General features: G+C 64.3%; 28 protein-coding genes. 17 read left to right on the top strand and 11 right to left on the bottom strand.

Annotated features, from left to right (window positions below; genetic code table 11):
* Positions 1 to 40: 40 nt before the first annotated feature.
* Together B552_RS0114570 and B552_RS0114565 are read right to left on the bottom strand one after the other, a co-directional pair.
* Positions 41 to 766, bottom strand: a complete 726-nt coding sequence (locus tag B552_RS0114570; RefSeq protein WP_019449766.1) for a glycine zipper 2TM domain-containing protein — start codon at positions 764 to 766, stop codon at positions 41 to 43.
* Positions 767 to 937: 171 nt separating this feature from the next.
* Positions 938 to 1,405 carry a MarR family winged helix-turn-helix transcriptional regulator gene (locus B552_RS0114565; RefSeq protein WP_019449765.1) on the bottom strand — a complete coding sequence of 156 codons (468 nt, stop codon included), beginning with the start codon at positions 1,403 to 1,405 and terminating at the stop codon, positions 938 to 940.
* 184 nt (positions 1,406 to 1,589) lie between these two features.
* On the opposite strand from B552_RS0114565, the gene B552_RS0114560 reads away from it, so the two are divergent.
* Together B552_RS0114560 and B552_RS0114555 are read left to right on the top strand one after the other, a co-directional pair.
* Complete coding sequence (locus tag B552_RS0114560; RefSeq protein WP_019449764.1) at positions 1,590 to 2,141, top strand: YggT family protein; 552 nt, start codon at positions 1,590 to 1,592, stop codon at positions 2,139 to 2,141.
* A gap of 230 nt (positions 2,142 to 2,371) precedes the next feature.
* On the top strand, positions 2,372 to 2,647 hold the full coding sequence (locus B552_RS0114555) for a hypothetical protein (protein WP_019449763.1): 276 nt from the start codon (positions 2,372 to 2,374) through the stop codon (positions 2,645 to 2,647).
* Between the two features lie 170 nt (positions 2,648 to 2,817).
* Here the strand turns inward: B552_RS0114555 and B552_RS0114550 are convergent, their stop codons facing one another.
* The gene (locus B552_RS0114550) at positions 2,818 to 3,729 is read right to left on the bottom strand and encodes a LysR family transcriptional regulator (RefSeq protein WP_019449762.1); all 912 of its coding nucleotides are present in this window, start codon (positions 3,727 to 3,729) and stop codon (positions 2,818 to 2,820) included.
* 215 nt (positions 3,730 to 3,944) lie between these two features.
* Between B552_RS0114550 and B552_RS0114545 the strand changes: the two genes are divergently transcribed.
* Positions 3,945 to 4,766, top strand: coding sequence for an IclR family transcriptional regulator (locus B552_RS0114545; RefSeq protein ID WP_019449761.1), 822 nt, complete (start codon positions 3,945 to 3,947; stop codon positions 4,764 to 4,766).
* A 16-nt stretch (positions 4,767 to 4,782) separates the two neighbouring features.
* On the opposite strand, the gene B552_RS0114540 is transcribed toward B552_RS0114545, so the two are convergent.
* The 4 genes from B552_RS0114540 to B552_RS0114525 form a co-directional block, all read right to left on the bottom strand.
* Positions 4,783 to 5,058 (bottom strand): 2Fe-2S iron-sulfur cluster binding domain-containing protein, encoded by a 276-nt coding sequence (locus tag B552_RS0114540; protein WP_085958781.1) that lies wholly within the window; start codon positions 5,056 to 5,058, stop codon positions 4,783 to 4,785.
* 65 nt (positions 5,059 to 5,123) lie between these two features.
* Positions 5,124 to 5,456, bottom strand: a complete 333-nt coding sequence (locus B552_RS0114535) for a hypothetical protein (protein WP_019449759.1) — start codon at positions 5,454 to 5,456, stop codon at positions 5,124 to 5,126.
* Positions 5,457 to 5,471: 15 nt separating this feature from the next.
* Complete coding sequence (locus B552_RS0114530) at positions 5,472 to 5,774, bottom strand: 2Fe-2S iron-sulfur cluster-binding protein (protein ID WP_019449758.1); 303 nt, start codon at positions 5,772 to 5,774, stop codon at positions 5,472 to 5,474.
* 44 nt (positions 5,775 to 5,818) lie between these two features.
* On the bottom strand, positions 5,819 to 7,357 hold the full coding sequence (locus B552_RS0114525; protein ID WP_019449757.1) for a hypothetical protein: 1,539 nt from the start codon (positions 7,355 to 7,357) through the stop codon (positions 5,819 to 5,821).
* 269 nt (positions 7,358 to 7,626) lie between these two features.
* Here B552_RS0114525 and B552_RS0114520 point away from each other — a divergent pair, with 269 nt between their 5' ends.
* From B552_RS0114520 to B552_RS29080, 7 genes are all read left to right on the top strand, one after another.
* Complete coding sequence (locus B552_RS0114520) at positions 7,627 to 8,556, top strand: ornithine cyclodeaminase family protein (RefSeq protein WP_019449756.1); 930 nt, start codon at positions 7,627 to 7,629, stop codon at positions 8,554 to 8,556.
* 148 nt (positions 8,557 to 8,704) lie between these two features.
* Positions 8,705 to 9,421: an iron-containing redox enzyme family protein gene (locus tag B552_RS0114515; protein WP_019449755.1), complete on the top strand. Its 717-nt coding sequence runs from the start codon at positions 8,705 to 8,707 to the stop codon at positions 9,419 to 9,421.
* 75 nt (positions 9,422 to 9,496) lie between these two features.
* On the top strand, positions 9,497 to 10,945 hold the full coding sequence (locus B552_RS0114510) for an aldehyde dehydrogenase family protein (RefSeq protein WP_019449754.1): 1,449 nt from the start codon (positions 9,497 to 9,499) through the stop codon (positions 10,943 to 10,945).
* Positions 10,946 to 10,966: 21 nt separating this feature from the next.
* Positions 10,967 to 11,446 (top strand): heme-binding protein, encoded by a 480-nt coding sequence (locus B552_RS0114505; protein WP_008646896.1) that lies wholly within the window; start codon positions 10,967 to 10,969, stop codon positions 11,444 to 11,446.
* Positions 11,447 to 11,463: 17 nt separating this feature from the next.
* On the top strand, positions 11,464 to 12,468 hold the full coding sequence (locus B552_RS0114500) for a 2Fe-2S iron-sulfur cluster-binding protein (RefSeq protein ID WP_019449753.1): 1,005 nt from the start codon (positions 11,464 to 11,466) through the stop codon (positions 12,466 to 12,468).
* Between the two features lie 141 nt (positions 12,469 to 12,609).
* Complete coding sequence (locus B552_RS0114495; RefSeq protein ID WP_019449752.1) at positions 12,610 to 13,338, top strand: GntR family transcriptional regulator; 729 nt, start codon at positions 12,610 to 12,612, stop codon at positions 13,336 to 13,338.
* A 236-nt stretch (positions 13,339 to 13,574) separates the two neighbouring features.
* Positions 13,575 to 13,742 carry a hypothetical protein gene (locus tag B552_RS29080; RefSeq protein ID WP_019449751.1) on the top strand — a complete coding sequence of 56 codons (168 nt, stop codon included), beginning with the start codon at positions 13,575 to 13,577 and terminating at the stop codon, positions 13,740 to 13,742.
* A gap of 63 nt (positions 13,743 to 13,805) precedes the next feature.
* On the opposite strand, the gene B552_RS0114485 is transcribed toward B552_RS29080, so the two are convergent.
* Positions 13,806 to 14,651 carry a phytanoyl-CoA dioxygenase family protein gene (locus tag B552_RS0114485; protein ID WP_019449750.1) on the bottom strand — a complete coding sequence of 282 codons (846 nt, stop codon included), beginning with the start codon at positions 14,649 to 14,651 and terminating at the stop codon, positions 13,806 to 13,808.
* 243 nt (positions 14,652 to 14,894) lie between these two features.
* On the opposite strand from B552_RS0114485, the gene B552_RS0114480 reads away from it, so the two are divergent.
* From B552_RS0114480 to B552_RS0114460, 5 genes are all read left to right on the top strand, one after another.
* Positions 14,895 to 15,821, top strand: coding sequence for a MoxR family ATPase (locus tag B552_RS0114480; RefSeq protein WP_026035665.1), 927 nt, complete (start codon positions 14,895 to 14,897; stop codon positions 15,819 to 15,821).
* Positions 15,822 to 15,846: 25 nt separating this feature from the next.
* Entirely contained in the window at positions 15,847 to 16,863 is a 1,017-nt protein-coding gene (locus tag B552_RS0114475; protein ID WP_019449748.1) for a DUF58 domain-containing protein, read from the top strand.
* Complete coding sequence (locus tag B552_RS0114470) at positions 16,860 to 18,884, top strand: DUF3488 and DUF4129 domain-containing transglutaminase family protein (protein WP_019449747.1); 2,025 nt, start codon at positions 16,860 to 16,862, stop codon at positions 18,882 to 18,884. The genes B552_RS0114475 and B552_RS0114470 overlap by 4 nt, the downstream gene beginning before the upstream one ends.
* A gap of 94 nt (positions 18,885 to 18,978) precedes the next feature.
* Positions 18,979 to 19,476: a MarR family transcriptional regulator gene (locus B552_RS0114465; RefSeq protein WP_019449746.1), complete on the top strand. Its 498-nt coding sequence runs from the start codon at positions 18,979 to 18,981 to the stop codon at positions 19,474 to 19,476.
* Positions 19,473 to 21,050 (top strand): MFS transporter, encoded by a 1,578-nt coding sequence (locus B552_RS0114460; protein ID WP_019449745.1) that lies wholly within the window; start codon positions 19,473 to 19,475, stop codon positions 21,048 to 21,050. Before B552_RS0114465 ends, B552_RS0114460 begins: the two co-directional genes overlap by 4 nt.
* Before the next feature lie 109 nt (positions 21,051 to 21,159).
* Here B552_RS0114460 and B552_RS0114455 read toward each other — a convergent pair whose 3' ends face one another.
* The gene (locus B552_RS0114455) at positions 21,160 to 21,483 is read right to left on the bottom strand and encodes a hypothetical protein (protein WP_019449744.1); all 324 of its coding nucleotides are present in this window, start codon (positions 21,481 to 21,483) and stop codon (positions 21,160 to 21,162) included.
* A gap of 222 nt (positions 21,484 to 21,705) precedes the next feature.
* A complete protein-coding gene (locus tag B552_RS0114450; RefSeq protein ID WP_026035663.1) occupies positions 21,706 to 23,172 on the bottom strand; it encodes a DegQ family serine endoprotease in 1,467 nt (488 codons plus the stop codon).
* A gap of 259 nt (positions 23,173 to 23,431) precedes the next feature.
* On the opposite strand from B552_RS0114450, the gene B552_RS0114445 reads away from it, so the two are divergent.
* Both B552_RS0114445 and B552_RS0114440 read left to right on the top strand, forming a co-directional pair.
* A complete protein-coding gene (locus B552_RS0114445; RefSeq protein WP_019449742.1) occupies positions 23,432 to 23,914 on the top strand; it encodes a MarR family transcriptional regulator in 483 nt (160 codons plus the stop codon).
* A gap of 59 nt (positions 23,915 to 23,973) precedes the next feature.
* A complete protein-coding gene (locus B552_RS0114440) occupies positions 23,974 to 24,396 on the top strand; it encodes an organic hydroperoxide resistance protein (RefSeq protein ID WP_019449741.1) in 423 nt (140 codons plus the stop codon).
* A 68-nt stretch (positions 24,397 to 24,464) separates the two neighbouring features.
* Here B552_RS0114440 and B552_RS0114435 read toward each other — a convergent pair whose 3' ends face one another.
* Positions 24,465 to 24,761, bottom strand: a complete 297-nt coding sequence (locus tag B552_RS0114435; protein ID WP_019449740.1) for a GIY-YIG nuclease family protein — start codon at positions 24,759 to 24,761, stop codon at positions 24,465 to 24,467.
* Positions 24,762 to 24,840 lie beyond the last annotated feature (79 nt).

Genomic DNA, 24,840 nt, shown 5'->3' with positions numbered 1-24,840 from the left:
GGCAGAGCGCACCGGGCGTTCGGCCCTCAGGAAGCTGCTTCTAGTAAGGCATGGCAACGCCGTTTTGAATCCTGACGCGATCGCCCGTACGCAGGTTGTACGGGCTGCTTTGCGTCAGCGTCACATAGGCGTTGTCGTTGGTACGCACGCGCACGCGGAAGGCCGGTGGCGTGGTGCCGGAACGCTTCTCCACCTCGTTGCCAGCCAGGGCGCCTGCCACCGCGCCGCCAATCGTGGCCACCGTGTTGCCGCGTCCGCCGCCCACCTGGTGACCGAGCAGGCCGCCCACCACACCACCGATCACGGCGCCCGCGCCGCTCGTGTCGGCCGGCTGGCCGCCTACCTGCTCGATCGATTCGACCCAGCCATAGCGCATCGCATTGGGGTCGCCATAGCCATTTCCATTGCCATAGCTGCTGTCGTAGCCGGCCTGCGGCTGGGGCGCCGACGGCTGCGACGGGTAGGCGTACTGGTCGTAGCCGTTCTGCTGCGGATAGGACGGCTGCTGGTAGGTCTGCTGCTGGTAGGTCTGCTGTTGCGGGTAGGCCGGTTGTTGCGGGTAGGCCGGGTAACCGCCGCTGATCTGCGTGCCGCCGGAGCCGTAGCCAGGGGAGCCATAGCCGGTGGAGCCGTAGCCGGTTGAGCCGTAGCTGCCGCCGTAGCCCGTTCCGTAGCCATCGGCGGCATAGCCATACGGCGCGGCACAGCCAGCCAGTGCGCTCGCGGCAAGCGCGACCAACACAACCGAACGGAACGGGAAAGACATGATGGAGACTCCTGCGCCGATGCGCGTATTGATATTGCGCGGGAGTCTAGTGCCACGGCCTGATGGCAGGTGTCACCGGAGATTGTGATGGGTAACCGGCTGTAACGGCGCGCCGGGATCGACCAAGGGTGTCGCTCGGTGCGTGGCTCGGTGCGTGGCTCAGTGCGTGGCTCAGAAGCGCTCCGCGCCGTCGTCGTTGTAAGCGGTAATGCGCGTCACGCGGAACGTATTGCGCAGCGATTCCAGCTCCGCGCGATGCAGGGCCGCCAGCCGGTTCAGGCAGCGCTCGCCCTTGGCCAGCAGGTGGATCTGCACCACGCGCCGGTCGTCCGGGTTGACCTTGCGGCTGACCAGCCCGGCTGCCTCGCAGCGGTTGACCAGCGCCACCACCCCGTGCTGCTTGGCCTGGAGGCGTTCGGCCAGTTCGCCCACGGACGCCCAGTTCTTGTCCGGACATCCGCGGATATGCAGCATCAGCAGGTACTGCTGGACGGTCACGCCCTCGGCATGCGCGGCTTCCTCGGAAAACCGCAGGAAGCGGCGCAACTGGTAGCGAAAATCGGAAAGCGCTTCGAAGTCATGCTTGCTCAGCACGGCGGATTCGTCGGTGGCCTTGGCCTGGGCAGACTTGCGTGGCATGGATGTCGGATCAGCAAAAACAATGGGAGACCGGCCGCCCATTATATGAGGTGCGACTGCGCCGCCCCCGTGCGCCGGCGCGCATTGGGCGGCTGGCTGCATTTCGACGCATTGGAGGCCGGCGCTGTATGGCAGAATCTGTGCGGTTGCCGACACCCTATAACCGCCAACGGAAATCCGACCGATGTTCACGGAAATCGCCCTGTTCCTGCTTGATACCGTCTTTACGCTCTTTGGCATGGCGCTGCTGCTGCGCCTGTGGATGCAATTGACCCGCCTGCCCTCGCGCAATCCTGTGTCGCAGGGCGTGTTTCAGGTGACCGACTGGATCATCCGGCCGCTGCGCCGCGTCATTCCGGGGCTTGGCGGGATCGACTGGGCTACCGTCATCGCGGCATACCTGACGGCCGTGGTGTTCCTGCTGTGCCGGGCCGCGGTACTCGGGGCCGACCCGCTGGGCTTCCTGCCGCTGATCCTCGCGCTGGGCGTACTCAGTATGCTCAAGTGGGGCATCAGCATGGTGATGTGGGTGACGCTGCTGATGGCGGTGCTGTCGTGGGTGAATCCCCAATCCCCGATGGCCGGGCCGATCTGGCACCTGACCGCCCCGCTGCTGCGCCCGATCCAGCGCGTGCTGCCGCGCCTGGGCGGGTTCGACATCTCGCCGCTGATCCTGTTCGTGATTGCCCAGATCCTGCTGATGGTGATTGCCAGCGTCAGCCGGGGCAGCATCTGACGCGAGCGATGGGGCAAGGGGACTCGCTTGGGGTCCCCCTTGGGACCCCGCCCAGCGCGGTGGCGGGACGCCACCCTAGCACAGAAAGACTCCCTAGGGAAAACCCTTATTGTCCAAAGCATTGGACAGTCTGTCGCTGATTCTCCCTTTTTCCTGTGCGTGCTGAAGCCTACATTACAGCCACCGCGGAACCACCCGCGATCTCTGCCAAAAAGTAGGACAGCACAATCATGAAGACCCCCCTCGCACTCTCCCTGCTCTGCGCTATCGGCCTGTCGATCGGCGCTACCGCCGCGCAGGCTTCGCAGCCGATTTCCGACCTGGCTCGCCTGGACGGCAGCATCGGCCGCAAGGTTGATCCGTACCTGGACGGCGCCCGCAGCGTGACGGAAAAGCGCGATGTGTACACCGAAGGTGCACGCAGCGTCACCGAAAAGCGTGACGTCTACACCGAAGGCGCCCGCACCATCACCGAAAAGCGCGACGTCTACAGCGAAGGCGCCTGAGCCTCGCCAGCCTGATCCAGGCAAGTTCGACGGGGCGCTCCCCCTGCCCCGTCAGCAGTAGTCAGCAGTACACAGCGCAAGTTGGGGCCGCCAGCAAAATGAAGTGAAGCCGTCATGGCCTGCGCCTGCCAGCGCAAGCAACGACGCCAGAATCGTTTGGCTTCCGGCCCTTACTGCCCGGGATCGTCGAGATCCTCCCCCATCATCGACTCGATAGCCTCCATGAACGCGCGCACCTTGCGCGGCTGCAGTCGACGATCGGGCAGTAACGCAAACACCCGCAGTGGTGGCAACGGAAAGTCGGGCATCACCCGCACCAGCCTGCCCTGCGCGATTTCCGCCTCCGCCGCCGTCATCGGCACACGCGCAATCCCGAGTCCCGCCAACGCGGCCTGCATGCGCAGTTCGGCGTTATAAGTCTGCATGCGCGGCCGGATCGGCACCGCGATACGCTGCCCGTTCCGGGAAAACTCCCAAACCGAGGCGCCCGGCGTGGCAAGCGTCGGCATGTTCGAGAGGTCTTCGGGCTGCATCTGCGCAGACAGGCTGGCGGCCAGCGATGGCGCCGCCACCAGACCGCGCTCCACATTCCAGATGCGGCGGGCGATGGTGCCCGAATCGGGCAGGTCGGCGTCTACCGTGACAAAAGCGATGTCGAAACCCTCGCGGATCGGATCGACCAGTCCCTGGGAAATCTCCACCGTGATATCAAGCGCCGGATGGGCAGCAAGCGTACGGCAGATCACTCCGCCAAGCTGCTGTGCGCCAAATTCATAGGGCGTGGCGATGCGCAGCATGCCCTGCACGCGCTCCTCGCGGGCCAGGGTTTCCTGGCGGATCTCACGCAGCCGCGCAAACAGCGGCGCGACGTCACGATAGACCGCGCCGCCGGCGTCGGTCAGCCGCATGCGGCGCGTGGTGCGCTCGAGCAGCTTGGCGCCAATGGCCGTTTCCAGGCGGGCCACTGCGGCCGAAACGCGCGACTTGGGGCAATCCAGCGCCGCCGCCGCCGCGGTAAAAGTGCCCTGCTCGATGACGCAACAGAAAGCCTCCCAATCATTCCACTGGATTGTTTCGTTCACCGGACCCTGTTTCCTTTGCTGACGCTGCTTTTGTGACCGACTGTTGAACATTGTGCGGATGCACATTATGCGGTAGACAGATATGTCTCGTCAGCGTGGCTGCCTGTCACGCGCGCGTCCGCAGGACGTGCCAGACTGGCAAAGCAGCCACATTTCCTCTACCCTTTCGGCCTTTCCGAGCCAATTCCGGCGCGTCGGCGCCGGTGTTCCGATCGATGGCGAATCCAGCCGATTCCGCAACGTCCCGTGCGCCCGCAGCGGGCGCCACAGAGAAGCCGAGCGACAGCTACGTGCAGTCCTTCGCACGCGGCCTGTCGGTCATCCGCGCGTTCAACGCCAGCCATCCGGCGCAGACGCTGACGGAGATCGCGCAGGCCAGCGGCCTGACACGCGCTGGCGCGCGCCGCATCCTGCTGACGCTGGTGGGGCTTGGGTACGTCCAGAATGATGGCCGGCTGTTCCGGCTCACGCCGAAGATTCTCGATCTCGGCTTTGCCTACCTCACGTCGATGCCATTCTGGAACCTGGCCGAGCCGATCATGGAGGCATTGTCGCAATCGGTTCACGAGAGTTGCTCGATCTCCGTGCTCGACGGTACCGATATCGTCTACGTGCTGCGCGTTCCCGCGCGCAAGATCATGACGATCAACCTGTCGATTGGCAGCCGGCTGCCGGCTTATTGCTCGTCGATGGGGCGGGTGCTGATGTCGGGTCTGGACCAGACGGAGCTTGACCGCGTGCTGCGCGCCTCCGAGCGGCGCGCGCGCACGCAACGGACCGTGACCGATATCGATGAGCTGAAGGTACTGATCGCCGAGATCCGCACACGCGGCTGGGCACTGAACGATCAGGAACTGGAGGAGGGGCTGGTCTCGCTGGCGGCGCCCATCCGCAATCGCGCCGGGCAGGTGATTGCCGCGCTGAACATCAGCGGCCAGGCCAACCGCACGAGCGCGCAGGAGATGCTGGACCGCTTCCTGCCGCCGCTGCTGGAAGCTGCCGACAAGATCTCGGCGATGGTGGGGCTGCGCACCTGAGTGCGTGCTCCGACGCTTACCAGGACACCGCGATATCGCCGTTGACGAACGTCTGGCATGCCATGCGGTAGCCGGCGCGCAGGTCGTCGTCGTTCAGGTGCTTGCGCTCCTTCGGCTTGACCGCATCGGTATGCTCCAGGCCACGCTCGATGCGGCACTTGCACGTGCCGCAGATCCCGCCGCCGCATTTGAATGGAATCCCGCCCTGCTCGCGCAGCGAAACACGCAGCAGGTTGCTGTTCTCCGGCGCGTTGACGGTCTTGTCGCCGTTCGTCAAGAACGTGATCTCGATGGTTCGGGCCTTGGGTGCGGTGTCGATTTCGGTCACGGCGGCACTTTCGGCGGTGTCGGCCTGCATCATTGCTTCCTTAAGGAGAGGTCCATGCTGCCAAAATGCGCCAGCGATTGCAGCGCGGTGCGGGCAGCGTCGAGCGTGTCGAATCGCTCGAGGAATTTGGTTGGCACGTGGTTGACGATCTCGGCGTCGGCGCCGCCGGCCTCGTCGATGACGCGCACCTTCAGCGCCTTCTGCGCATCCGGCGCGTCCGGCAGCTCGGCAATCACGAACGTGGCCGTGCAGCGCCCGTAGAACAGGTACTCCCACGTTTCCACGGGGTCCACGCCCGGTACGGCTTCGGTGCGGAACTGGCCCTTCTTGCTGGTCAGGATCACGTACATGGGAACGGTCATGGGAACGGTGATGGGTCAGGCGGCCAGTTCTTGCTGTTCCAGCTCGATGTCATGCGTGAGCCAGATCTGGCACGCCAGCCGGAAGCCCTGGTCAAGCCGTTCACCTAGCTGCTTCTTCTCCTTCCAGTTAGGTGGCGGCAGATGTTCGGCACCGGCCAGCACGCGGCACGCACACTTCGAGCATTTGCCCATGCCGCATTCGTAGCGCAGGTTCGGATACGGAAACTGCTTGATACCCGCGCGGACCACGAGGTTGGTCTCGGGCTTCACCTCGTCCACGAAGACCTGGCCGTTCTTGTGAAAGACAACTTTCGGCATAGCTCTGCTTTCTTCTGCAATCAGTAAGGATGTCCGCCGTGCGCTCAGTGCCAGATCAGCATCGCGCAGATGGTGGAAACGGTCAGCCCGGCCAGCACGGGCAGCAGCAGCGCACGCACGGCATCAAGCACCGGCACGCGCGCAAACCCGGCCACGGCGATCAGGGACGACCACGCAATCAGCGTGCCGCCGCCCGTCCACACCGCACCCATCTGGCCAACCGCGGCCAGCGTGGCCGAATCGAAGCCAACTACCGGGCCCAGCGCACCAGCCAGCGTGCCGGTCAGCGGCAGGCCGGCGAACCCCGACCCGTCGATCCCGGTAATCATGCCGACCAGCAGCACGCCGAACGCCACCAGCACGTGGTTGTCCGGGATCATGTGCTGATAGGCCTGGATCAGTTCGAACAGCAGGCTTGGCGCGCGGCCTGTGTCGACGCCAAGGATCTGCGCGGCGGTCTCGCCCGCGCCGACGAAGAAGAAGCCGGCGATCGGCAGCACCGAGCCCATCGCCTTGAACGCGAAGACGAAACCGTCGGTGATGTGCTCCGGGCAGGTGTCGAGCATCTTGCGCGGACCTTCTGCGGCCAGCGTCGCCAGCATCATCAGCACGGCCGCTACGCCGCCCACCAGCGCGGCGGCGGCGCCGCCCTTGAGGTCGACCATGCCCGAGGAGATCTTCGGCAGCACCATCAATGTCACCACACAGGCGAAGGCCAGCGGCGTCAGCACGGCGAAGAACTTCGACCACTTGATGCGGCGCTGCGCCACCATCGCCAGACTGCGTTCGATGTTGGCGTCGGTGTCCAGCGGTTCTTCGTGCGACGTGCCGCGTGCGATCTCGGCCTTGTCGAAGGTGCCAGTGGCTTCCACGGCCGTATCGACACCCGTGGCGCGCGACTGCCAGCGGTCCAGCAGCGCGCCGCTTGCGGGCACGATATGGCGGCGCATCGACAGGTATGCCAGGGTCAGCGCGATAGCGCCCGTGATGATCGACAAGATCAGCGCGCGATCCGCCACCACTGCCGCGCTGACCGCCGCACCGGCGGCCTTGGCGCTGATGCCCGGCGCCACGCCGATCACGTAGTCAGACGACAGCGCCATGCCCTGCCCGGCAATCGCAATGGCCATGGCACCCGCCAGCGGCGGCAGCCCGGCGGCGATCGCGGCGGGCAGCAGGATGGCGGATACCAGCGGTACGGCCGGCGTCGGCCAGAAGAACAGCGAAATCACATAGGTGATGCCTGCCAGGATGAAGTAGGCGCTATGCCCGTTCTTCATCACCACGCGAAACGGCTCGACCATGCGGATGTCGGATCGCAATGTCTTCAGCGCATTGAGCAGCGCCGTCATGAAGGCGATCACCAGGAAGATATTGAACAGTTCCTTGGCCGCGACCAGGCTTGCGGAGAAGATCCCGCCCAGCGCCGTGATTGGACTGCCGGTAATGGCCAGTATCACGAGGAATGTGCCGACGATGGAGGGCACGACAACGTTGGCTCTAAGGATCATGGTCAACACGATCACTGCCACGCCTAGCAAATACACCCAATGTGCCAGGCCGATCTCTACGGTTTGATGCATGAGGCTCCCCGGTGATGGAGGCCCTTGTGGGGGCGGTAATGATTTCTTGTGGTCACTGCTGTGTTGTATACTATATTCCAATAACTGTCGGAACAAGCGAAACTTGCCGGCCCTAGGGAAACCACCCACGACGGTGCGCTTTCCCGCTCTACTGCACGGCTTTAGCGCATTTGGCACCAGTTGCGCGCGTGCAGATTCTTCGACAAGGGGCTAGCGTTTTCTAAATCGTTGTGTAGACTGTATACCGAAATAACAAAACAAGCCCCCATATGCTTCACATCACAGACGCACTGATTGATCGCCACGTCTCGGCCGCCGACGCGCAGGCCGCGATGCTGGACGCCTTCCGCAGCTTTGGGCGCGGGCAGGCTGCCATGCAGGAACGCATTCGTACCGAAGCCGGTGGCGTGAAGCTCTCGACGCTGGGTGCGGTCATTCCCGATCAGCAGGTGGCTGGCGCCAAGGTGTACACAACCATCGCCGGTCAGTTCTCGTTTGTCATCCTGCTGTTTTCGACGGTTGACGGACGCCCGCTGGCCTCGTTCGACGCCGGCGCCATCACGCGGCTGCGCACCGCGGCCTGCACGGTGCTGGCCGCCAAGCGGCTGGCGCGCCCCGATGCGCAGACGCTGGCGCTGTTCGGCGCGGGCACGCAGGGGGTGCAGCATGCGTTGCAGCTGTCGGCAGCGCTGCCGCTCACACGCATCCTGATCTGCGCCCCGTACGCCGATGCCGCAGCCGCCGAGCGGCTGTCCGCCCAATGCGGCATTCCGGTGTCGTTTGCACAGGCCGAGGAAGCGGCCGCCGCCGCCGACATCATCGTCACCGCATCACGCTCGACCACGCCGCTGTTTCCAGGGGCCATCGTCAACCCAGGCACGTTCATCGCGGCTATCGGATCGAGCCTGCCGCATACGCGCGAACTGGACGACGTGGCGCTGTCTCGCGCTGCGGCCGTGGTCGTCGAGTGGCGCCCGCAGTCGCTGCGTGAAGCCGGTGACCTGGTACTGGCGGACAAGGCCGTGCTGCCCGACGACAAGATCGTGGAACTGGCCGACGTACTGCTCGACACCCGCCCCGTGCGCAAGCACGCCGACGACATCGTGATCTACAAGTCGGTTGGCGTGGGGCTCGAGGATGTCGCGCTGGCCGGCATTGCCTATCAACGCGTGACCGCCGCACAAGCTGCCGCCGCCTGAAACGAACCCGATGTACCTGCCGCCGCGCGCGGCATTTTTCTCGCCGCAACTTCGTTGTAGAAAGTATACAAACCCGAATACGCCGCGACCCGCTCAGCGAGCCGCGGTGGTCCAACCCCAACCGACCTCGTCAAGACAGGAGCCCCAAATGGCCGAACTGATGAACCGCGAAGAATTCCGCACCGCACTCGAGAATGCAATCAAGGGCAAGAGCGCCAACCAGGCCCCCTTCAGCAAGGCCTGGGCCAGCGGCGAGCTGAGCCGCGAGCACCTGGCGCGCTGGGCCGAGAACCACTATCACTACGTCGGCCCGTTTGCGGACTATCTCGGCTACATCTACGCCCGCACGCCCGACCACATGACCGAGGCCAAGGACTTCCTGCTGGCCAACATGTATGAGGAAGAGATTGGCGGCGACCGCCATACCGATCTGCTGATCCGCTTTGCCGAAGCATGCGGCACCACGCGCGAGCGTGTGGTGAGCCCCGACAACATGTCGCCGACCACGCGTGGCCTGCAGAGCTGGTGCTATGCCGTGGCGATGCGTGAAGACCCGGTGGTGGCCGTGGCTGGCCTGGTGGTGGGCCTGGAATCGCAGGTGCCGTCGATCTATCGCAAGCAGACGCCGACGCTGCGCGAAAAGTATGGCTTTACCGACGAGGAAGTCGAGTTCTTCGATCTCCATATCGTCTCCGATGAAATCCACGGCGAGCGCGGCTACCAGATCGTGCTGGAACACGCGAACACGCCCGAGCTGCAGCAGCGCTGCCTGAAGATCTGCGAGATCGGCGCGCAGATGCGTCTGCTGTACACGACCGCGCTGTACTACGACTACGTCGACGTGAAGGCTCAGGCCGCGGCCTGAGTTGCGCGTGTTGTACACCCCGGACGCGCCCCAGGTGCGTCCGGTGTTTCGATCCCAGTTCAAGGCCCCCGCAAGATGACCGAGACGTACCGCAACTACATCGACGGCGAATGGTGCGACAGCGCCAGCGGCCGCACTGTCGACAACGTCAACCCCGCCGATACGCGCGACATCGTCAGCCGCCATGCCGCTTCCGATGCGCGTGACGCCGCTGCTGCCGTGGCCGCTGCTGCCGCCGCATTCGACGGCTGGAAGAAGACGCCGATTGGCAAGCGCGCGAAGATCCTCAACGACGCCGCCGCGCACCTTGAAGCCAACGCCGACGCCATCGCCGCCGAACTCACGCGCGAGGAAGGCAAGGCGCTGAACCTGGCGCGCGACGAAGTGATGCGCTCGGCGCAGACGCTGCGCTTCTACGCCGTGGAAGGGCAGACGTTCAGCGGCGAAAGCTATCCGAACGACGATCCCGACATGCTCGTCTACAGCCTGCGTGAGCCGCTGGGCGTGGTGACGGTGATCTCTCCGTGGAACTTCCCGGTGTCGATCCCCGCACGCAAGATCGCGCCGGCGCTGATCACGGGCAACACGGTGGTGTTCAAGCCTTCGTCGGACGCGCCGCTGTCGGGCTTTCGGCTGGCCGAGGCGTTCGTGAAAGCCGGCATTCCGAAGGGCGTGCTGAACTTCATCACCGGCAGCGCCGCCGAGGTGGGACCAACGATCTGCGAATCGCGCGTGGTCCGGGCCGTCTCGTTCACAGGATCGACCTCCGCAGGCGAGCAGATTCACAAATCCGTGCCGATGACCACGCGCACGCAGATGGAGCTTGGCGGCAAGAATCCGCTGATTGTCATGGAAGACGCCGATCTCGATCGCGCCGTGGACCTGGCGATCAAGGGCGGGTTGTCGCTGTCGGGCCAGGCCTGCACGGGCACCAGCCGCATCCTGGTGATGCGCGAAGTGAAGCAGGCGTTCACCGAAAAGCTTGTAGCCAAGGTCAAGGCGCTGAAGATCGGCAGCGGCATGGCCGCAGGCATGGACCTTGGCCCGCTGGCCACGCGCAAGCAGCTGGAAACAGTGCTTGGCTATTTCGCCATCGGCAAGCAGGAAGCCACGCTGCTGTGCGGCGGCGAACAACTCACCGACGGCGAGTTCGCGCATGGCTACTACGTGGCGCCGACCGTGTTCACCGATGTGACCCAGTCGATGCGCATTGCGCGCGAGGAGATCTTCGGGCCGGTGCTGGCGATCATCGAAGTCGATAACTACGCCGATGCCATCGCGCGCGCCAACGACACCGAGTACGGGCTGTCCGCCGCCATCGCCACGCGCAATCCGCGCTACATGCACGACTTCACGCGCGATATCGAATCGGGCACGGTCAAGATCAACCGCACCACCACGGGCAACCTGGTCAACGCGCCGTTTGGCGGCCTCAAGCGATCGAGCACCTCAACGTTCCGCGAATCGGGACGCGCGGGCCTTGAGTTCTATACGCAGATCAAGACCGTCTACCAGGGCATCTAAAGGATTGGAGGAATTACAAACATGAAGAAAGCCATCAAGCTCGAGTTGAAGGAAGCCCGCCACATGGTGGCGGCCGCCATCCGCAAGGCCGAGGAAATCGGCGTGCTGGAATCGATCTGCATCGTTGACGACGGCGGCTATCCGCTGCTGCTCGAACGCATGGACGGCGCCCGCATCACCGGGCCGCAGATCGCCTGGAACAAGGCCTTCACGGCCGCTGGCCACAAGCGTTCGACGCACCTGTTCAACACGCCGCCCAACGGCCCGGCACTGCCCGGCAACGAGGCATTCGGCATCCAGTGGAGCTTCGACGGCAAGTTCGCCGTGTTCGTGGGCGGCTATCCGATCGTCGTCAATGGCGAAGTGATTGGCGGCGTGGGCCTGTCCGGCGGCAACGGCGAGCAGGACACGGCCTGTGGCGTGGCGGCGCTGGAAGCGCTGCGCGACCTGCTGGCCGCAGAGGACCTGACCGTGCTGGCGCAGGCCGACATCAAGAAGTAATCAGCGTGGGAGTTGTCATGTCCTATCGGGTCGAGGTTGCGGAAACGCAGCAGGTATTCATGGTGGCGCCCGGCGAATCCGTGCTTGACGCCGCCTTGCGCAGCGGCGTCAGCCTGGCGCACGAATGCACGTTTGGCGGCTGCGGCACATGCCGCGTGCACGTGGTCGAAGGCGCGGTCACCTATGAAGAGTTTCCGATGGGACTGACCGAGGAAGAAGATGCCGCGGGCTTTGCGCTGGCATGCCAGGCACGGCCTGCTGGCAACCTCGTGATCAGTACGGCGCGCGCGGCGGAGCCTGCCATCCCGGCGCGGCGCACTTCGGCCACGGTGCAGGCGATCGCACCGCTCGGCCCGGACGTGCTGCATCTGCAGCTGGCACTGTCCGACGACGATGCCTTCGCGTTCGAGCCGGGCCAGTACATGAAGATCCTGCTCGACGACGGCAGCCATCGCAGCTTTTCGATGGCATCGGCGCCGAACGGGAACGCCATCGACTTCCATGTGCGGCAGATCGCAGGGGGGCGTTTCACCACGGGCCAGCTCCCGCAACTGCGGCCCGGCGACAGGCTCGACGTCGAAGTGCCGCTTGGCAGCTTCAGCCTGCGCAAGGAGGATTACCGGCCGCTTCTGATGGTTGCCACCGGCACCGGGATCGCGCCTATCAAGAGCATGCTCGAGGCACTGATGGACGATCCCGACTGTCCTCCGGTGTGGCTCTACTGGGGCATGCGCTCGGCCGCCGATCTCTACCTGCATGACGAGATCGCGCGATGGGGCGAACGCCTTTACGACTTCCAGTACGTGCCGGTGCTTTCACGCGCCGACGACGGCTGGCAGGGCCGGCGCGGCTACGTGCATGACGCGGTGGCGGCCGATCTCGGCGACCTGTCCGAGCATGCGATCTACCTGTGTGGATCGCCGAACATGATCCGCGATGCCAAGCAGACGTTCATGGTGCTCGGTGCGCAGGCGCCGTTCATCTATTCGGATGGCTTCACGTTCCAGCATGCGCCTGGCTGAGTCCGTCGCATGGTGCCGCATCGAGCGGATCTCAATGTCTACCCTATGTCTGCAATGTGGGGGTGACGGTATACAATAGCGGCATTCACGCCGTGGCCCAGTGCAGCGGCGTCCACCGAATTCCGACGGCCGATCCCGACCATGAACGACGCCACTGCCAGTGCCTACAGCCAGACTCCGGACGCGCCGGCTGCCAGCCTGGGTGCCCAGCATTCCCCGCTTTTCGCGCTGGTGACCGACACCCTGCGCCAGCGCATCCTCGGCGGCCAGTACGAGCAAGGGGAACGGCTGGTGGAGAACACGCTGTCTCAGGAACTGGGCGTTTCGCGCATCCCCGTGCGCGAGGCGCTGCGCGCGTTGGCCGCTGAAGGGCTGATCCGCATCGAACCGCGCCGCGGCGCCTCGGTGGCGCGGCTATCGGCGAATATCGCGCGGGAAATGGTGGAAGTGCGCGCCACGCTCGAAGGCCTCAATGCCAAGCTGGCGGCACAGCGCCGTGACCCGGCGCTGATCCATGAACTCGAAGCAGTGCTCAAGGAAGGCAACGACGCCGTCAACAGCGGCCAGACCGAGCGCTTTGTCGAACTGAATTCGCGCTTTCACGAGGTACTCGGCAATATCGCCGCGAACAGCGTGCTGCAGGACATGATGCGCTCACTGCGTGAACGCACGGCGTTGCTGTTCGCCCCCGCCAACCTGAGCCGCGCGCGCATCAACTGGGACGAACACGCCCAGATCCTGCAGGCAGTGATTGCCGGCGATGCCGATCTGGCGTCGCTGCTGGCCACGCGCCACGTCTACAGCGCCGCGAAAGCCGTCGAGGCCATGAATCTCGATCCGGCGTCTCCCGCCGCAGCCGACGCCACATAAGAGCGCCACATCGGACGCCACATCGGACACCATTAAGGCGGCCCGACTCCCTGCCTTCCATCCCGGCTATCTGGCCGCCTGGCTACCCGCCAGCGGCCCGGTCCGCTTGCACCAGTCCCGGGCGACCCCATTCCCATCACGCCGCGCAATGGCATGACGCGCACCAGGAAATGGCGCACTGCACCATTGCAGTGTATACTGTAGTCCAGTGTTAGCCACAATTGAGAATGACCATCATGAAATACCCGGATGCTTCGTACTTCGGCCGTCCGGTGGGCGAGCAGCTCTTGAGCCACTTCGCACGCCGTGATGCCGTTCGGCACGCCACGCCGCTGCTGCCGTTCCGTTTGATCGACCTGCTGGCCCTGTTCCGTGGCGCCAGCGCGCGTCGCAAGACCGTCTGAGGAACGCCTCACCAAAAAGAAACCGCCCGTCAGGGCGGTTTTTTGTTTGGGCGACCCCCGGCTTCAGAGCGTCGTTGGCGGCAGCTCCACGCTGCCGAATTCGGCCGAACGCGAGCCGGCGAGCGGCCGGTTGCTCGCCCCGAAATAGGCGAACGCGACTGACAGCTTGACCGCTTCGGAATCGTTGCGGCCTGCGGCATGAAACAGGCGGCTGTCAAACATCAGCACGTCGCCGCGGTGCAATGCCAGCGGCATCGTCCCCTTGAGCAACTGCTGGCTGGCCGGATGTGCCTCGATCAGGAACTCCGCCGGATCCAGCTGTGCGGGATCAAGCTTTGCGCGATGCGAGCCCGGAATGACGCGCAGCACGCCATTGCGCTCGTCCTCATCGCCCAGCGCCAGCCACACCGTGACCAGTTCCGGCTTGACGAACGACCAGTACCGCGTGTCACGGTGCCACCCAGTCTGGCTGCCGTAATGCGGATGCTTGGTCATCACGCAGTTGTGATGCGCCAGCGTCAGGCGGGCAGGCTCGCCCAACAGCGCCTCGACCGTCGCCACCACGCCCGGATCGCTGGCCCAGCGGCGGAACACCGCGTCACGGCCATACGCCTGGCGCAGCCGGCGCACCGTATTGCCGCCTGCCGAATCACGCGAGACCGGGGCACCCGGATAGCCGAGATCGGCCTCGAACTCGACCGGCGGTAACGCGCCGGCCAGATGTTCTCGCGTCACTGCTTCCAGCGCGGCGCAGGTGGCCTCGCTTGCGAACTGGCGCAGCACGATATAGCCGCCCGCATGGAATTCGCGCGCGAGACTGGCCAGCGCGGCCTGATCGGCAAGCGGAGCGGATGAATCGAAGTCAAGGGAAGTGGACGCGCCAGACGCGTGGTATTGCGAGGCAGTCATTGCAGCGGTTAAGACGAATCTGAAAGTGGCAAGGCGCCAACAAGGTCGATGATGCCAGAAGCCGTGAGATCCGGCGCGCCCTTGCGGCCGATTTGGCAATTTCTTAGCAGTACCAAGAAATGTTTCAGATCGTCCCAGCGTGCGGAAACCCACTGTCCGATGCGACCCTTGCGCCGCTACAATGGCCGGACCTTTTCGCCGTCCAAGCTGCAATCACCGATATCTTTCCCGGAGAGCGTCAACGTGACCGCCCGACCGAAGATCACTGCCTCGCTGGCCGAGGCGCAAACCCAGCTTGGCCGCATCGTGCTGGGCAAGCCACGCCAGTTAAGACTGGCCCTTGCATGCATGCTTGCTGGCGGTCACCTGCTGCTGGAAGACCTGCCGGGTGTTGGCAAGACCACGCTCGCCCATGCGCTGGCACAGACGCTGGGACTGCAGTATCAGCGCGTGCAGTTTACTAGCGACTTGCTGCCCGCCGACCTGGTCGGCGTATCGGTATTCATGCGCGAGACGGGCGAGTTCCGTTTCCATCGTGGTCCCGTGTTCGCCCAGCTCGTGCTGGCCGACGAGATCAACCGCGCACCGCCCAAGACGCAGAGCGCCTTGCTTGAAGCGATGGCGGAGCGCCAGGTCACGCACGACGGCGTCACCCATGCGCTGCCGTTGCCGTTCTTCGTCATCGCTACCCAGAACCCCCTCGAACAGATTGGCACGCACGCACTGCCGGAGTCGCAGCTTGACCGCTTTGCGATGCGGATCTCGCTTGGCTATCCCGATCCTGCATTCGAGCGCGTGCTGTATCTCGGCGGCGCGGACAGGGAAGATGCCGTGGCCGTGATGGATGCCGATCAGGTTGTTGCGCTGCAAGCGGCAGCGAACAAGGTCTACGCCAGCCCCGCACTGATCGACTACGTACTTGCGCTGGTGCAGGCCACACGCGCGGCGCAGGACTTCGCGGCCGGGTTGTCGCCGCGCGCCGGGCTCATGCTGCTGGCCTGCGCGCGGGCATGGGCACTGCTCGATCAGCGCGACATGGTGCTGCCCGAGGACGTGCAGGCCGTATTCGAGCCCGTTGCCGCGCACCGGTTACTGCCGGCGGGGCATGTCGCATCACGCCAGGGCGCCGATGCGCTGGATCGCCTGCTGGCCAGCGTGGCGATCCCCTGAGACTGCTCGCGCTTATCGCACTTTCATGACCAGGCGGCACGCCCTCCCTGCGCCAGATCTGCGCACCCCGGCACGCGGTGGACGCCTCACCGCGTGGCTGCGCCGCAGCCATGGTCCGATCAATGGCGTGGTCACGCTTGACCGTCGGCATCTGTACATCCTGCCCACGCGCAGCGGGATCGGCTTCGCGGTGTTGCTGATGGCCATGCTGGTCACGTCGCTGAACTACGACATCAGCCTCGGCTTCGCACTGACATTCCTGCTGGCCGGCATTGGCATGGCATGCATGTGGCTGGCCTACCGGAACCTGCTCGACCTGACGGTTTCAGCGGGGCCGGCAGCATCGGCATTCGTCGGCGATAGCGTGGTCTTTACGCTGCATGTCGACAACCAGGACGACGCGGCACGGATCGGCGTGGAAGCGCGCACGCGGATATCCGACGACCTTGCACCTGCGGCTTCGCTGACGCTCGACGGCATGTCCAGCGGGCCATTGCCGGTACGGCTGCCTGCCACCCGGCGAGGCAGGGTGGCCTTACCGCGCGTCACGATCTTCAGCCGCTTTCCGTTTGGTCTGTTTCGCGTCTGGAGCTATGCCGATCTCGCGCTGTCGGCCATCGTCTATCCCGCGCCAGAGGTCAATCCTCCGCCGCTGCCATTGCAGCCCCAGTCCGATGACGCCGATGACGGCGCGGTCACCGTGGCGTCGGACGACGGGATCGATCAGTTACGCAGGTATCGACCTGGCGACCCGCTGCACCGGATCGCATGGAAACACAGCGCGCGCACCGGAAAATGGCTCAGCCGATCCGGGAGTACGCCGCGCCAGCCGACCTGCTGGATAGACTGGGCCGCGCTGCCTGCGTCCATGGATACGGAAGCGCGCCTGTCACGGCTCTGCGCGTGGGTGCTGGCGGCCGGCGACGCCGCGGAGATCGGACTGCGCCTTCCCGGTGTGGAAATCCCGCCCGGTTACGGTGCCGCGCATCGGCGTGCCTGCCTGGAAGCATTGGCGCTCTGGCCCGAACGGCGGATGCCATGACAGCGAAGACGACCCCGAAGCCGCCGACAGTGCGCCCGCTTGGCCATCAGGAACACGGCATGCTGATCGGCCAGCTTGCGCTGGTGCTGGCGCCGCAGGCGCGTACGCTACCCGTTTCGGTCAGCCTGCTGTTGCTGTTGTTGCTGGCGTGGCGCTGGCTGCTGTGGAGGCAACGCGCACCGTTGCCGTCGAAGCTGCTGATCGGTGTGGCGGCCGTGCTTGTGCTCGTGATCGCCGCAGCCCTTGTCTGGCAAAGCGGCGGCAGGCTGGGACGCGAGCTCTGTATCGCGCTGCTGGCGGCATTCGTGATTCTCAAGCTGATGGAAACCCGTGCGCTGGCCGATGCCACGCTGGTTTCGCAGCTCTCCTTCTATCTGTTGCTGACCCTGTACCTCGCGGATCAACCATTCTGGCTGGCCATCTACAGCATGGCGATCGGCGCATGGGTCCTGCGCAACTGGCTGCTGCTGCACCACCCGGAGGCGCGCGGGCGGCTGGCTATCTGGCCGTTGCTCGGACGCATGGCGCTGTTCGGCCTGCCGTGGGCGCTATTCCTCTTCGTGCTGTTTCCGCGCCTGGATCATCCGTTGTGGCGCCTGCCGCAATCTGAGCCAACGGGCCGCACCGGCATCAGCGACACGATGAAGCCTGGCAGTATCGGCGAGCTGATCCGATCGCCGGAAGTTGCATTCCGTGCCGATATCGTCGGCGAGGCGCTGCCGCCGAGCGCACTCTATTGGCGCGCCTTCGTGCTCTGGAACTACGATGGCGAAACCTGGCGGCCGGCCTCGTCAACGTTGATGCGCGAGGCTGCGGGGTTGCGTGACGATGTCGCCGGCGACGATCTTGCGGGCCCGGCCGCGACTGACGTGCATGAGTACAACATCACGCTGGAGCCCACGCAGAAGTCGTGGCTGTATCTGCTCGACCGGGGCGTGGCAGTCTCCTCAAGCGTCAATGCGCAGGTATCGATCGACGATGAGTTCTTCGCCGGCGCGCCGATTGACCGGCCGCTTCGTTATCGCGGGCGCTCGACGCTTGGCGCCATGCCGCAGCCGCTGACCCGGCGCGAGCTGAAGTTGTCGCTGTCACTGCCTGACGGCAATCCGCGCAGCCGTGAATTGGCGGCGCAATGGGCAAGCCGGTATCCAGACCCATGGCAGCGCGTTCAAGCCGCGTTGCGGCTGTTTGCGGCCGCGCCGTTCGCCTATACGCTGTCACCACCACGGCTCGGCCACGACCAGGTTGACAGCTTCCTGTTCGAAACGCATCGCGGTTTCTGCGAACACTACTCCAGCAGCTTCGTGTTCCTGATGCGAGCGGCGGGCGTGCCTGCGCGTGTCGTCAACGGCTACCAGGGTGGAGAGTTCAACCCGGTTGGGCGGCACTATGTGATACGCCAGTCTGACGCCCACGCCTGGGCCGAAGTCTGGCTGGCCGGACGCGGCTGGGTGCGTGTGGACCCAACCGGCGCGGTGGCGCCCAGCCGTGTCGAGAGCGGCGTGGATGCGGCGCTGGGCGCGGACGAGATCCCGGCCCTGCGTGACCTGAGGGCGCCGGGCTGGTTGCGCGATTTGCGCTGGGGCATCGATGGCCTCAGCTATACATGGCAACGCTGGGTCCTGCAGTACGACCGGACGCAGCAAGGCAGGCTGCTGGAACACGCCGGGCTGACTGGCCAGTTGCCCGCCGTGCTGGTCGGCGGACTGGCCGCCTTGAGCCTGCTTGCGCTGGTGCCACTGTGGCTGAGGCGCCGGCGCATCGATCCGGTCCAGGCACTGTACGACCGGTTTTGCGGACTTCTGGCGCGGCATGGCTGCACACGCGATGCGGCCGAAGGCCCTAGCGACTTTGGCGCGCGCGCCAGCGCGGCGCTGCCGCACGCCGCACCGGCCGTGCGAGCGTTCACCGATGGGTATGTAGCCTGGCGCTACGGCGCGCCGGCAGCGCAACGGCAGACCGATGTGATCGGGCGCTTGCGCGCGTCGCTTCGCGAACTGTCCAGATCGTTGCGCCGATAGGACTGTTCGGCGTGGCGAACTTGCGGAACTTGCCAATTGCCGGGTCCCCGCATATAGTTTCATCCGTAACTATTTCAGATGAAATCACATCGCCATGTCATTCGAGCGACGCATTGATCGCTTTTGCGCCGAACATCCGGAAGCCCCGCGCGACCTGATTCTGGCGTCGCGGCTCCTGTTGAGGTCCGCGCGGCTGCTGCGTCAGCACATCGAGCGGGCGCTCGCCGTACACGGTCTCGACCTGAACCAGTATCTGGTCATCAGCATGCTGGCCATCGATGCCGGAGAGCCAACCATGCCTTCGGAACTGGGCATGTCGATCGACGCCACGCGCACGCAGATGACGCGCCTGATCGATGGGCTCGAGGCGCGTGGCCTGGTCCAGCGCAGGGCATCGCAACAAGACCGGCGCAGCCTGGAACTCAGCCTGACACCCGCCGCCCATGCCTTGCTGGAGCGCGCCGCGCCAGCCGTGCATGCAGCCTATGGCGAGGCATGGGCGCCGATCGGCAAGTCCGGGCTGGCTGACGCCACACGCGATCTTTCGCGGCTGCATCAGCATCTGGCCGCACTGGAAGCGAGCAAATCGTGACGGCCCAGGTGGACCCCTGGCATCGGCTGCGGGCCCGCCTGCGCTGGCTGCGCCTGCTGAGCCATCAGCAACGACAGACGCTGATCATGATGCTGCTGGCCCTGGCCACCGGTGTCGAATTCCTTGAGAACATCATGTTCGTGTTCGCGTCGAGCCATATCGTCGGTGGCATCGATGCGGACCCGCGCAGTTTCGCGCTTGTACAGGCGGCCTATGCCGTGGGCAGCATGCTGATGATTCTCAAGCAGCAATGGCTTGCGCAGCGTTTCGGCTATCGCTACTACCTGACCGGGTCACTGATGCTGTTCATGGCCGGCACGCTTGCCGCCGCCACCAGCACCGGACTGACCCAAATGGTTGGCGCACGGTTTGTGCAGGGCGTGGGGGGCGGAGCCCTGTTCACGAGTTGCCGGATCCTGGTGAACCTGATGTTCGGCCCGGCCGAGCGGCCGCGCGCCTCGCGCATCTTCATGCTCGGCATTTTTGGCGCGTCGACGCTGGGGCCCGCATTCGCGGCCGAGTTGGTCGATCGCGGCGTCTGGCAGGATGTCTTCTATGGCGTGCTGCCGTTTGCCGCTGTGGCCGCGCTCGGCGCCTGGCTGCTGTTGCCGGACGCCGAAGCGCGTGACGACGTGGAAGGGCCCGCGCTCGGGCCTCTGTTGCTGTTCGGCGTGGCGATCGTCGCGCTGCAGGCATCGCTGACGGAGGCGCGCTTCGACATCTTCTCGCACCCCGTGCGCGTGGCGGTGATTGCCGTGATCGCATTGGCGCTGCTGGGCGTATTCGTGTGGCAACAATGGCATCACGACACGCCCGTGCTGCGGCTGCGCTCGCTGAGCGATCCCGTCTTCCTGACCGGCCTGGCGATGTACTTCGTGTACTACATGATCAACAACCTCAGCGCCTACGTGTTTCCGATCTATGCGGAACAGGCGCTGCGCTTTCCGCTGGCCACCACCGGCTGGCTGAACACGCTTGCCGCGGCCATCAGCCTTGCCGGCATCTGGGTGTACCTGAAAGTGGCCCGACGGCTGAAGCACAAGAAGCCGCTGATGGTGACAGGGCTGTTCGTCATGGCCGGCGCGATGACGTGGTTTTCGTTCATGCCGCCAGATATCGGACCTTCCGCGCTTGCCCTCGGGCTGATCGGCAAGGGACTGTTCGGCGTGCTGGTCATCATCCCCATTGCAGGCCTGACGTTCGGATCGCTGCGCGGCGATGACTTTGCGCACGGATATCGGAGCAAGAACCTGATTCGCCAGATTGCCAGTTCATTCGCCTCTGCATTGGGGGCGGTGCTGCTGCAGAACCGTCAGTTCGCGGTGCATACGAGCCTGGTGCACGCCATCGGGCAGCGGCCGGCGGAAGCGGACCAGTGGATGCACATGGCGCAGACTGCGCTGGTATCACGCGGGTTCGAGACAAGTCAGGCCCATGCAGGTGCGCTGGCACAACTGGCTGCAATGGTTGATCAGCAGGCGCGCTTGATTGCCTGCGAGGATCTCTATCGATTGATTGCCGTGCTCGCCCTGGCGGCAGCGGTCTTCATGCTTGTACAGCGGCGGCTTGACTAGCCGGGCCTCGCAAGAGGCGGGAGGGGTATTACGTTTGCGCTGGCGTCAGCGCAGCAATGGCGGCGGATCGCCTTCGCTTCGATCGTGCGTGCGCAGGTTGCGCGCGCTTTCAGAACAGCGACATCTGGCGCATGCCGAAACCTACGGTCTCTTCGACACGGGCACGCGCATGGGCAAGCGAGCCTTCTGCGCCGGAGTAGTTGCCTGCAGCCCAGTGGTAGACCACGGGAAGATCGCCACGATCGGACAAGCGAACTTCGCCAAGCTTGTCGCCACGTTCGTTACGGTAGTAGTGGGAGCGATAGCCGCGTTCCCAGTGCGGCGGAACTTCTTTCTTGCGCCGACGTGCCGGCGGCTTTGTGGTGGCTGGCGTGAGCCGCCGTGCCAGGTCGGTACCCGGCGAGGTGGGGGCGCGGGTGAAATCCAACTGCATAGACGTCCTTCTTCTGTCGATTCAGCATGAACCAGAAGTGGTGATCAGCGTCACCACACGCTTCAAGCATCGCAGTCGAGATCATACCCGTTCAAACACGTTTTTGGTGTGTTTTGTCACCCGGAAATCCGCTTCTGGCAAGGGTTTGCGGGACGTATACGCGTTTACCGTATACGTCCCGTATACCTGCTGCGCGGACCGTAAACCACATCGCGCAGACGGTTAACCAAGGTCCAGCGGAATGAAGATCCGTGCATCGTCACGCTGTACCAGCAGTGCCACCTGCTTGCCCGCCTTGGCCACCAGAGCACGAAGTTGTTCGGCCGAAGAGATCGGCGTGCCATTCAGCGAGAGGATGACATCGCCGGGCTGAATGCCAACGCGCGCAGCCGGGCCAGCCACGTCTTCAACCACGAGTCCACCGTCGATACCGCTGTCGCGCTTTTCGGCAGGCGTCAGCGGGCGGACCGCCAGGCCCAGTCGGCCGCCAGCCTGGCCACCGTTTGCCTTCTGCGCCTGGGCGTCTTCCTTCACCGCCCCAACCTTGACCGTCAGCGTCATGGGCTCACCCTTGCGAATGACCTTGAGCTTGGTCTCGGTGCCGGGCGCGAGATCGGCCACGTGCTCGGGCAGGTCGCCGGAGTGGTCGATGACGTCATCGCCAAGCTGCACTACCACGTCGCCGGCCTTCACGCCGGCCTTCGCTGCGGGGCTATCCGGCTCGACCGAATTCACGAGGGCGCCAGACGGCTTCGGGAGGTTGAACGACTGCGCGAGCGCCTGATTGACTTCCTGCACCGAGATGCCAAGGCGGCCGCGCGTGACCTTGCCATGCGTGACCAGCTGGTCCTCGACCTTGGTCGCCACGTTGATCGGAATGGCAAACGAGAGCCCCTGGTAGCCGCCCGTCTGACTGTAGATCTGCGAGTTGATGCCGATGACTTCGCCGCGCTGGTTGAATAGCGGGCCACCGGAGTTGCCCGGGTTCACCGCCACGTCGGTCTGAATGAAAGGCACGTAAGTGTCATCCGGCAGCGAGCGCGACTTGGCGCTGACAATGCCAGCGGTCACCGTGTTTTCGAAGCCGTACGGCGAGCCAATGGCAAGTACGGGCTCGCCAACGCGGACCTTCGCCGGGTCCCCGAGCCGGACCGTGGGAAGGTTCTTCGCATCGATGCGAATCACCGCAATATCGGTTTGCGGATCGCTGCCAAGCACCTTCGCCTTGAATTCACGACGGTCGGTCAGCTTCACCGTGACTTCGGTCGCATTGTCGACCACGTGGGCGTTAGTCAGGATCAGGCCGTCCGAATTGATGATGAAACCCGAACCCAGACCGCGTACGAGTTGCGGCTGCCCACCCTGCGGCCCCTGGAACTGTGGGCCGAACCGCTTGAAGAACTGAAACAGCGGATCGTCGGGATCGATGCCCTGCGGGGCCTGCGCCGAGGTACGCTGCGCGCGAGCCGTCACGCTGATATTCACGACAGCAGGCCCGTACTGGTCAACAATGCTCGAAAAATCCGTGGGCGTGGCCACCGCGACCGGAGCGGCGCTCGCGGCTGCGCTCGTGTTCTGCGCCGCGTACCCCGGCGTGATTGCATCTTTCTGCAGGTACGCGTAGCCGCCGGCAAGGGCAGCCAATGCGGCGACACCGACAGCTGAGCGGACGAGAGTCTGACGAATCATGGTGCTTTCCTTTCTAGATGGTTCGCGGCGCCGCAGATCCCATTGGCGCGATGAAAGCATCGTAAGCAGCCACACTTAAACCAGACTTAAAGACCTGGCCCATGACTGCGCCGTGGTTGTGCCGCTTCAGGCACGTTGTCGATTCAGGCCCTGCGTGTCGCGGATTCATCCTTTGTCAGGCCGACGGGCGGCTCTATCCTCTATGAGTTCGATTGAAATTTTATATTGCACACAATTTAATTGTGTATAAGATATCTACATGACCGAGACGACGATAACTCCTCAAGTCGAATCCCAAGCCGAGGACTGGCTGCTGTTGGATCGCCAGTTATGCTTTGCCCTGTACTCGACCTCGCTGGCAATGACCAAGATCTACAAGCCCATGCTGAGTGAGCTGGGGCTTACATATCCTCAGTACTTGGTGATGCTGGTTCTTTGGGAGACCAACACGCTGACGATTTCCGAGTTGGGCGCACGGCTGACGCTCGATTCGGGCACGCTGACGCCGCTGCTCAAGAGACTGGAATCGGCAGGCTGGGTGACACGCGAGCGGGATGCCGAGGATGAGCGTCGCGTCCTGGTGAGTTTGACGGATGCCGGCCGGAAGCTTCGTGCCTCTGCGGCGGGTATCCCCGAAAGGTTGCTGTGTGCAACGCAGTGCTCGATCGAGGAGATCGAGTCGCTGACGTCGCGCCTGCATGCATTGCGGTCCACGCTTGAGAATGCGCGGTCCGATGAGTGACTGCCGGTTGCCGGCAATTTGATTAGCCTGCCCCCACTGGGCAAACCTGGAGTGTGCAAATGAAACTGGAAAAAGTCCTTTATACCGCTCATGCATCCGCTACTGGTGGCCGTGACGGCCGCGCCGAGACCTCGGATGGCCAACTGAACGTCAAGCTGGCGCTGCCCACGGAAATGGGTGGCAAGGGCGACGGCCTGAACCCGGAACAACTGTTCGCCGCCGGTTACTCCGCTTGCTTCCTGGGTGCGATCCGCTTCGTGGCAGGCCAGCAGAAGATCAATGTGTCGCCCGACGCGAAGATCGAGGGCGCAGTCGGTATTGGCCAGATTCCACAGGGCTTTGGCATTCAGGCCGAGCTGAAGATCTCGCTCCCCGGCATGGATAAGGAAGCCGCTCAGAAGCTGGTGGAAGCGGCTCACCAGGTTTGCCCATACTCGAATGCCACGCGCGGCAATATCGAGGTGACGCTGACCGTTGTCTGATCGTCGAAGGCTCGAAAGGGCGATTGCGATTGGAAGCAAAAAAGCCGGCATTGCCGGCTTTTTCTTTGTTATGGCGTTGGAAGCTGCAATTGACTGCAGAAGTCGCGCTTCTGCGCGGCGGTCATGCGCTTTGTCCTGATCTCGGCCTTTAGCGCTTCGGATCTGGTCGGAAACTCCAGCCATCCTAGTATTCGCAGGGGCTTGCGCGAACGCGTGTATTTCGCGCCAGTTCCTGCGAGATGCTGGGCATATCGACGCTGAACGTCGGTGGTGATTCCGGTGTAGATGGAGTCGCCCTCGCACTCGAGCAAATAGAGAAACCAGGGCGTTTCTTCCAGCTGCGCGGGCTCGATATCTGATGTCATGGCGGCCGATCATACGTTTTGGCCAGCAACGGTGCAACTTTCGACGTCAGATGTCAAAAGCGCTCGCGCAAAAGCAAAA

The organism is Cupriavidus sp. BIS7 (genome assembly GCF_000292345.1).
In the GTDB taxonomy this organism is placed as follows: domain Bacteria; phylum Pseudomonadota; class Gammaproteobacteria; order Burkholderiales; family Burkholderiaceae; genus Cupriavidus.
Note: the sequence above shows the minus strand (reverse complement) of the source record. Positions and strands in the feature narration are given on the sequence as shown.

Coding starts and splice junctions, on each gene's coding strand:
- B552_RS0114570 (WP_019449766.1), bottom strand. CDS start 766: ATGTCTTTCCCGTTCCGTTCGGTTGTGTTGGTCGCGCTTGCCGCGAGC.
- B552_RS0114565 (WP_019449765.1), bottom strand. CDS start 1,405: ATGCCACGCAAGTCTGCCCAGGCCAAGGCCACCGACGAATCCGCCGTG.
- B552_RS0114560 (WP_019449764.1), top strand. CDS start 1,590: ATGTTCACGGAAATCGCCCTGTTCCTGCTTGATACCGTCTTTACGCTC.
- B552_RS0114555 (WP_019449763.1), top strand. CDS start 2,372: ATGAAGACCCCCCTCGCACTCTCCCTGCTCTGCGCTATCGGCCTGTCG.
- B552_RS0114545 (WP_019449761.1), top strand. CDS start 3,945: ATGGCGAATCCAGCCGATTCCGCAACGTCCCGTGCGCCCGCAGCGGGC.
- B552_RS0114535 (WP_019449759.1), bottom strand. CDS start 5,456: ATGACCGTTCCCATGTACGTGATCCTGACCAGCAAGAAGGGCCAGTTC.
- B552_RS0114530 (WP_019449758.1), bottom strand. CDS start 5,774: ATGCCGAAAGTTGTCTTTCACAAGAACGGCCAGGTCTTCGTGGACGAG.
- B552_RS0114525 (WP_019449757.1), bottom strand. CDS start 7,357: ATGCATCAAACCGTAGAGATCGGCCTGGCACATTGGGTGTATTTGCTA.
- B552_RS0114520 (WP_019449756.1), top strand. CDS start 7,627: ATGCTTCACATCACAGACGCACTGATTGATCGCCACGTCTCGGCCGCC.
- B552_RS0114515 (WP_019449755.1), top strand. CDS start 8,705: ATGGCCGAACTGATGAACCGCGAAGAATTCCGCACCGCACTCGAGAAT.
- B552_RS0114510 (WP_019449754.1), top strand. CDS start 9,497: ATGACCGAGACGTACCGCAACTACATCGACGGCGAATGGTGCGACAGC.
- B552_RS0114505 (WP_008646896.1), top strand. CDS start 10,967: ATGAAGAAAGCCATCAAGCTCGAGTTGAAGGAAGCCCGCCACATGGTG.
- B552_RS0114500 (WP_019449753.1), top strand. CDS start 11,464: ATGTCCTATCGGGTCGAGGTTGCGGAAACGCAGCAGGTATTCATGGTG.
- B552_RS0114495 (WP_019449752.1), top strand. CDS start 12,610: ATGAACGACGCCACTGCCAGTGCCTACAGCCAGACTCCGGACGCGCCG.
- B552_RS29080 (WP_019449751.1), top strand. CDS start 13,575: ATGAAATACCCGGATGCTTCGTACTTCGGCCGTCCGGTGGGCGAGCAG.
- B552_RS0114485 (WP_019449750.1), bottom strand. CDS start 14,651: ATGACTGCCTCGCAATACCACGCGTCTGGCGCGTCCACTTCCCTTGAC.
- B552_RS0114475 (WP_019449748.1), top strand. CDS start 15,847: ATGACCAGGCGGCACGCCCTCCCTGCGCCAGATCTGCGCACCCCGGCA.
- B552_RS0114470 (WP_019449747.1), top strand. CDS start 16,860: ATGACAGCGAAGACGACCCCGAAGCCGCCGACAGTGCGCCCGCTTGGC.
- B552_RS0114465 (WP_019449746.1), top strand. CDS start 18,979: ATGTCATTCGAGCGACGCATTGATCGCTTTTGCGCCGAACATCCGGAA.
- B552_RS0114455 (WP_019449744.1), bottom strand. CDS start 21,483: ATGCAGTTGGATTTCACCCGCGCCCCCACCTCGCCGGGTACCGACCTG.
- B552_RS0114450 (WP_026035663.1), bottom strand. CDS start 23,172: ATGATTCGTCAGACTCTCGTCCGCTCAGCTGTCGGTGTCGCCGCATTG.
- B552_RS0114445 (WP_019449742.1), top strand. CDS start 23,432: ATGACCGAGACGACGATAACTCCTCAAGTCGAATCCCAAGCCGAGGAC.
- B552_RS0114440 (WP_019449741.1), top strand. CDS start 23,974: ATGAAACTGGAAAAAGTCCTTTATACCGCTCATGCATCCGCTACTGGT.
- B552_RS0114435 (WP_019449740.1), bottom strand. CDS start 24,761: ATGACATCAGATATCGAGCCCGCGCAGCTGGAAGAAACGCCCTGGTTT.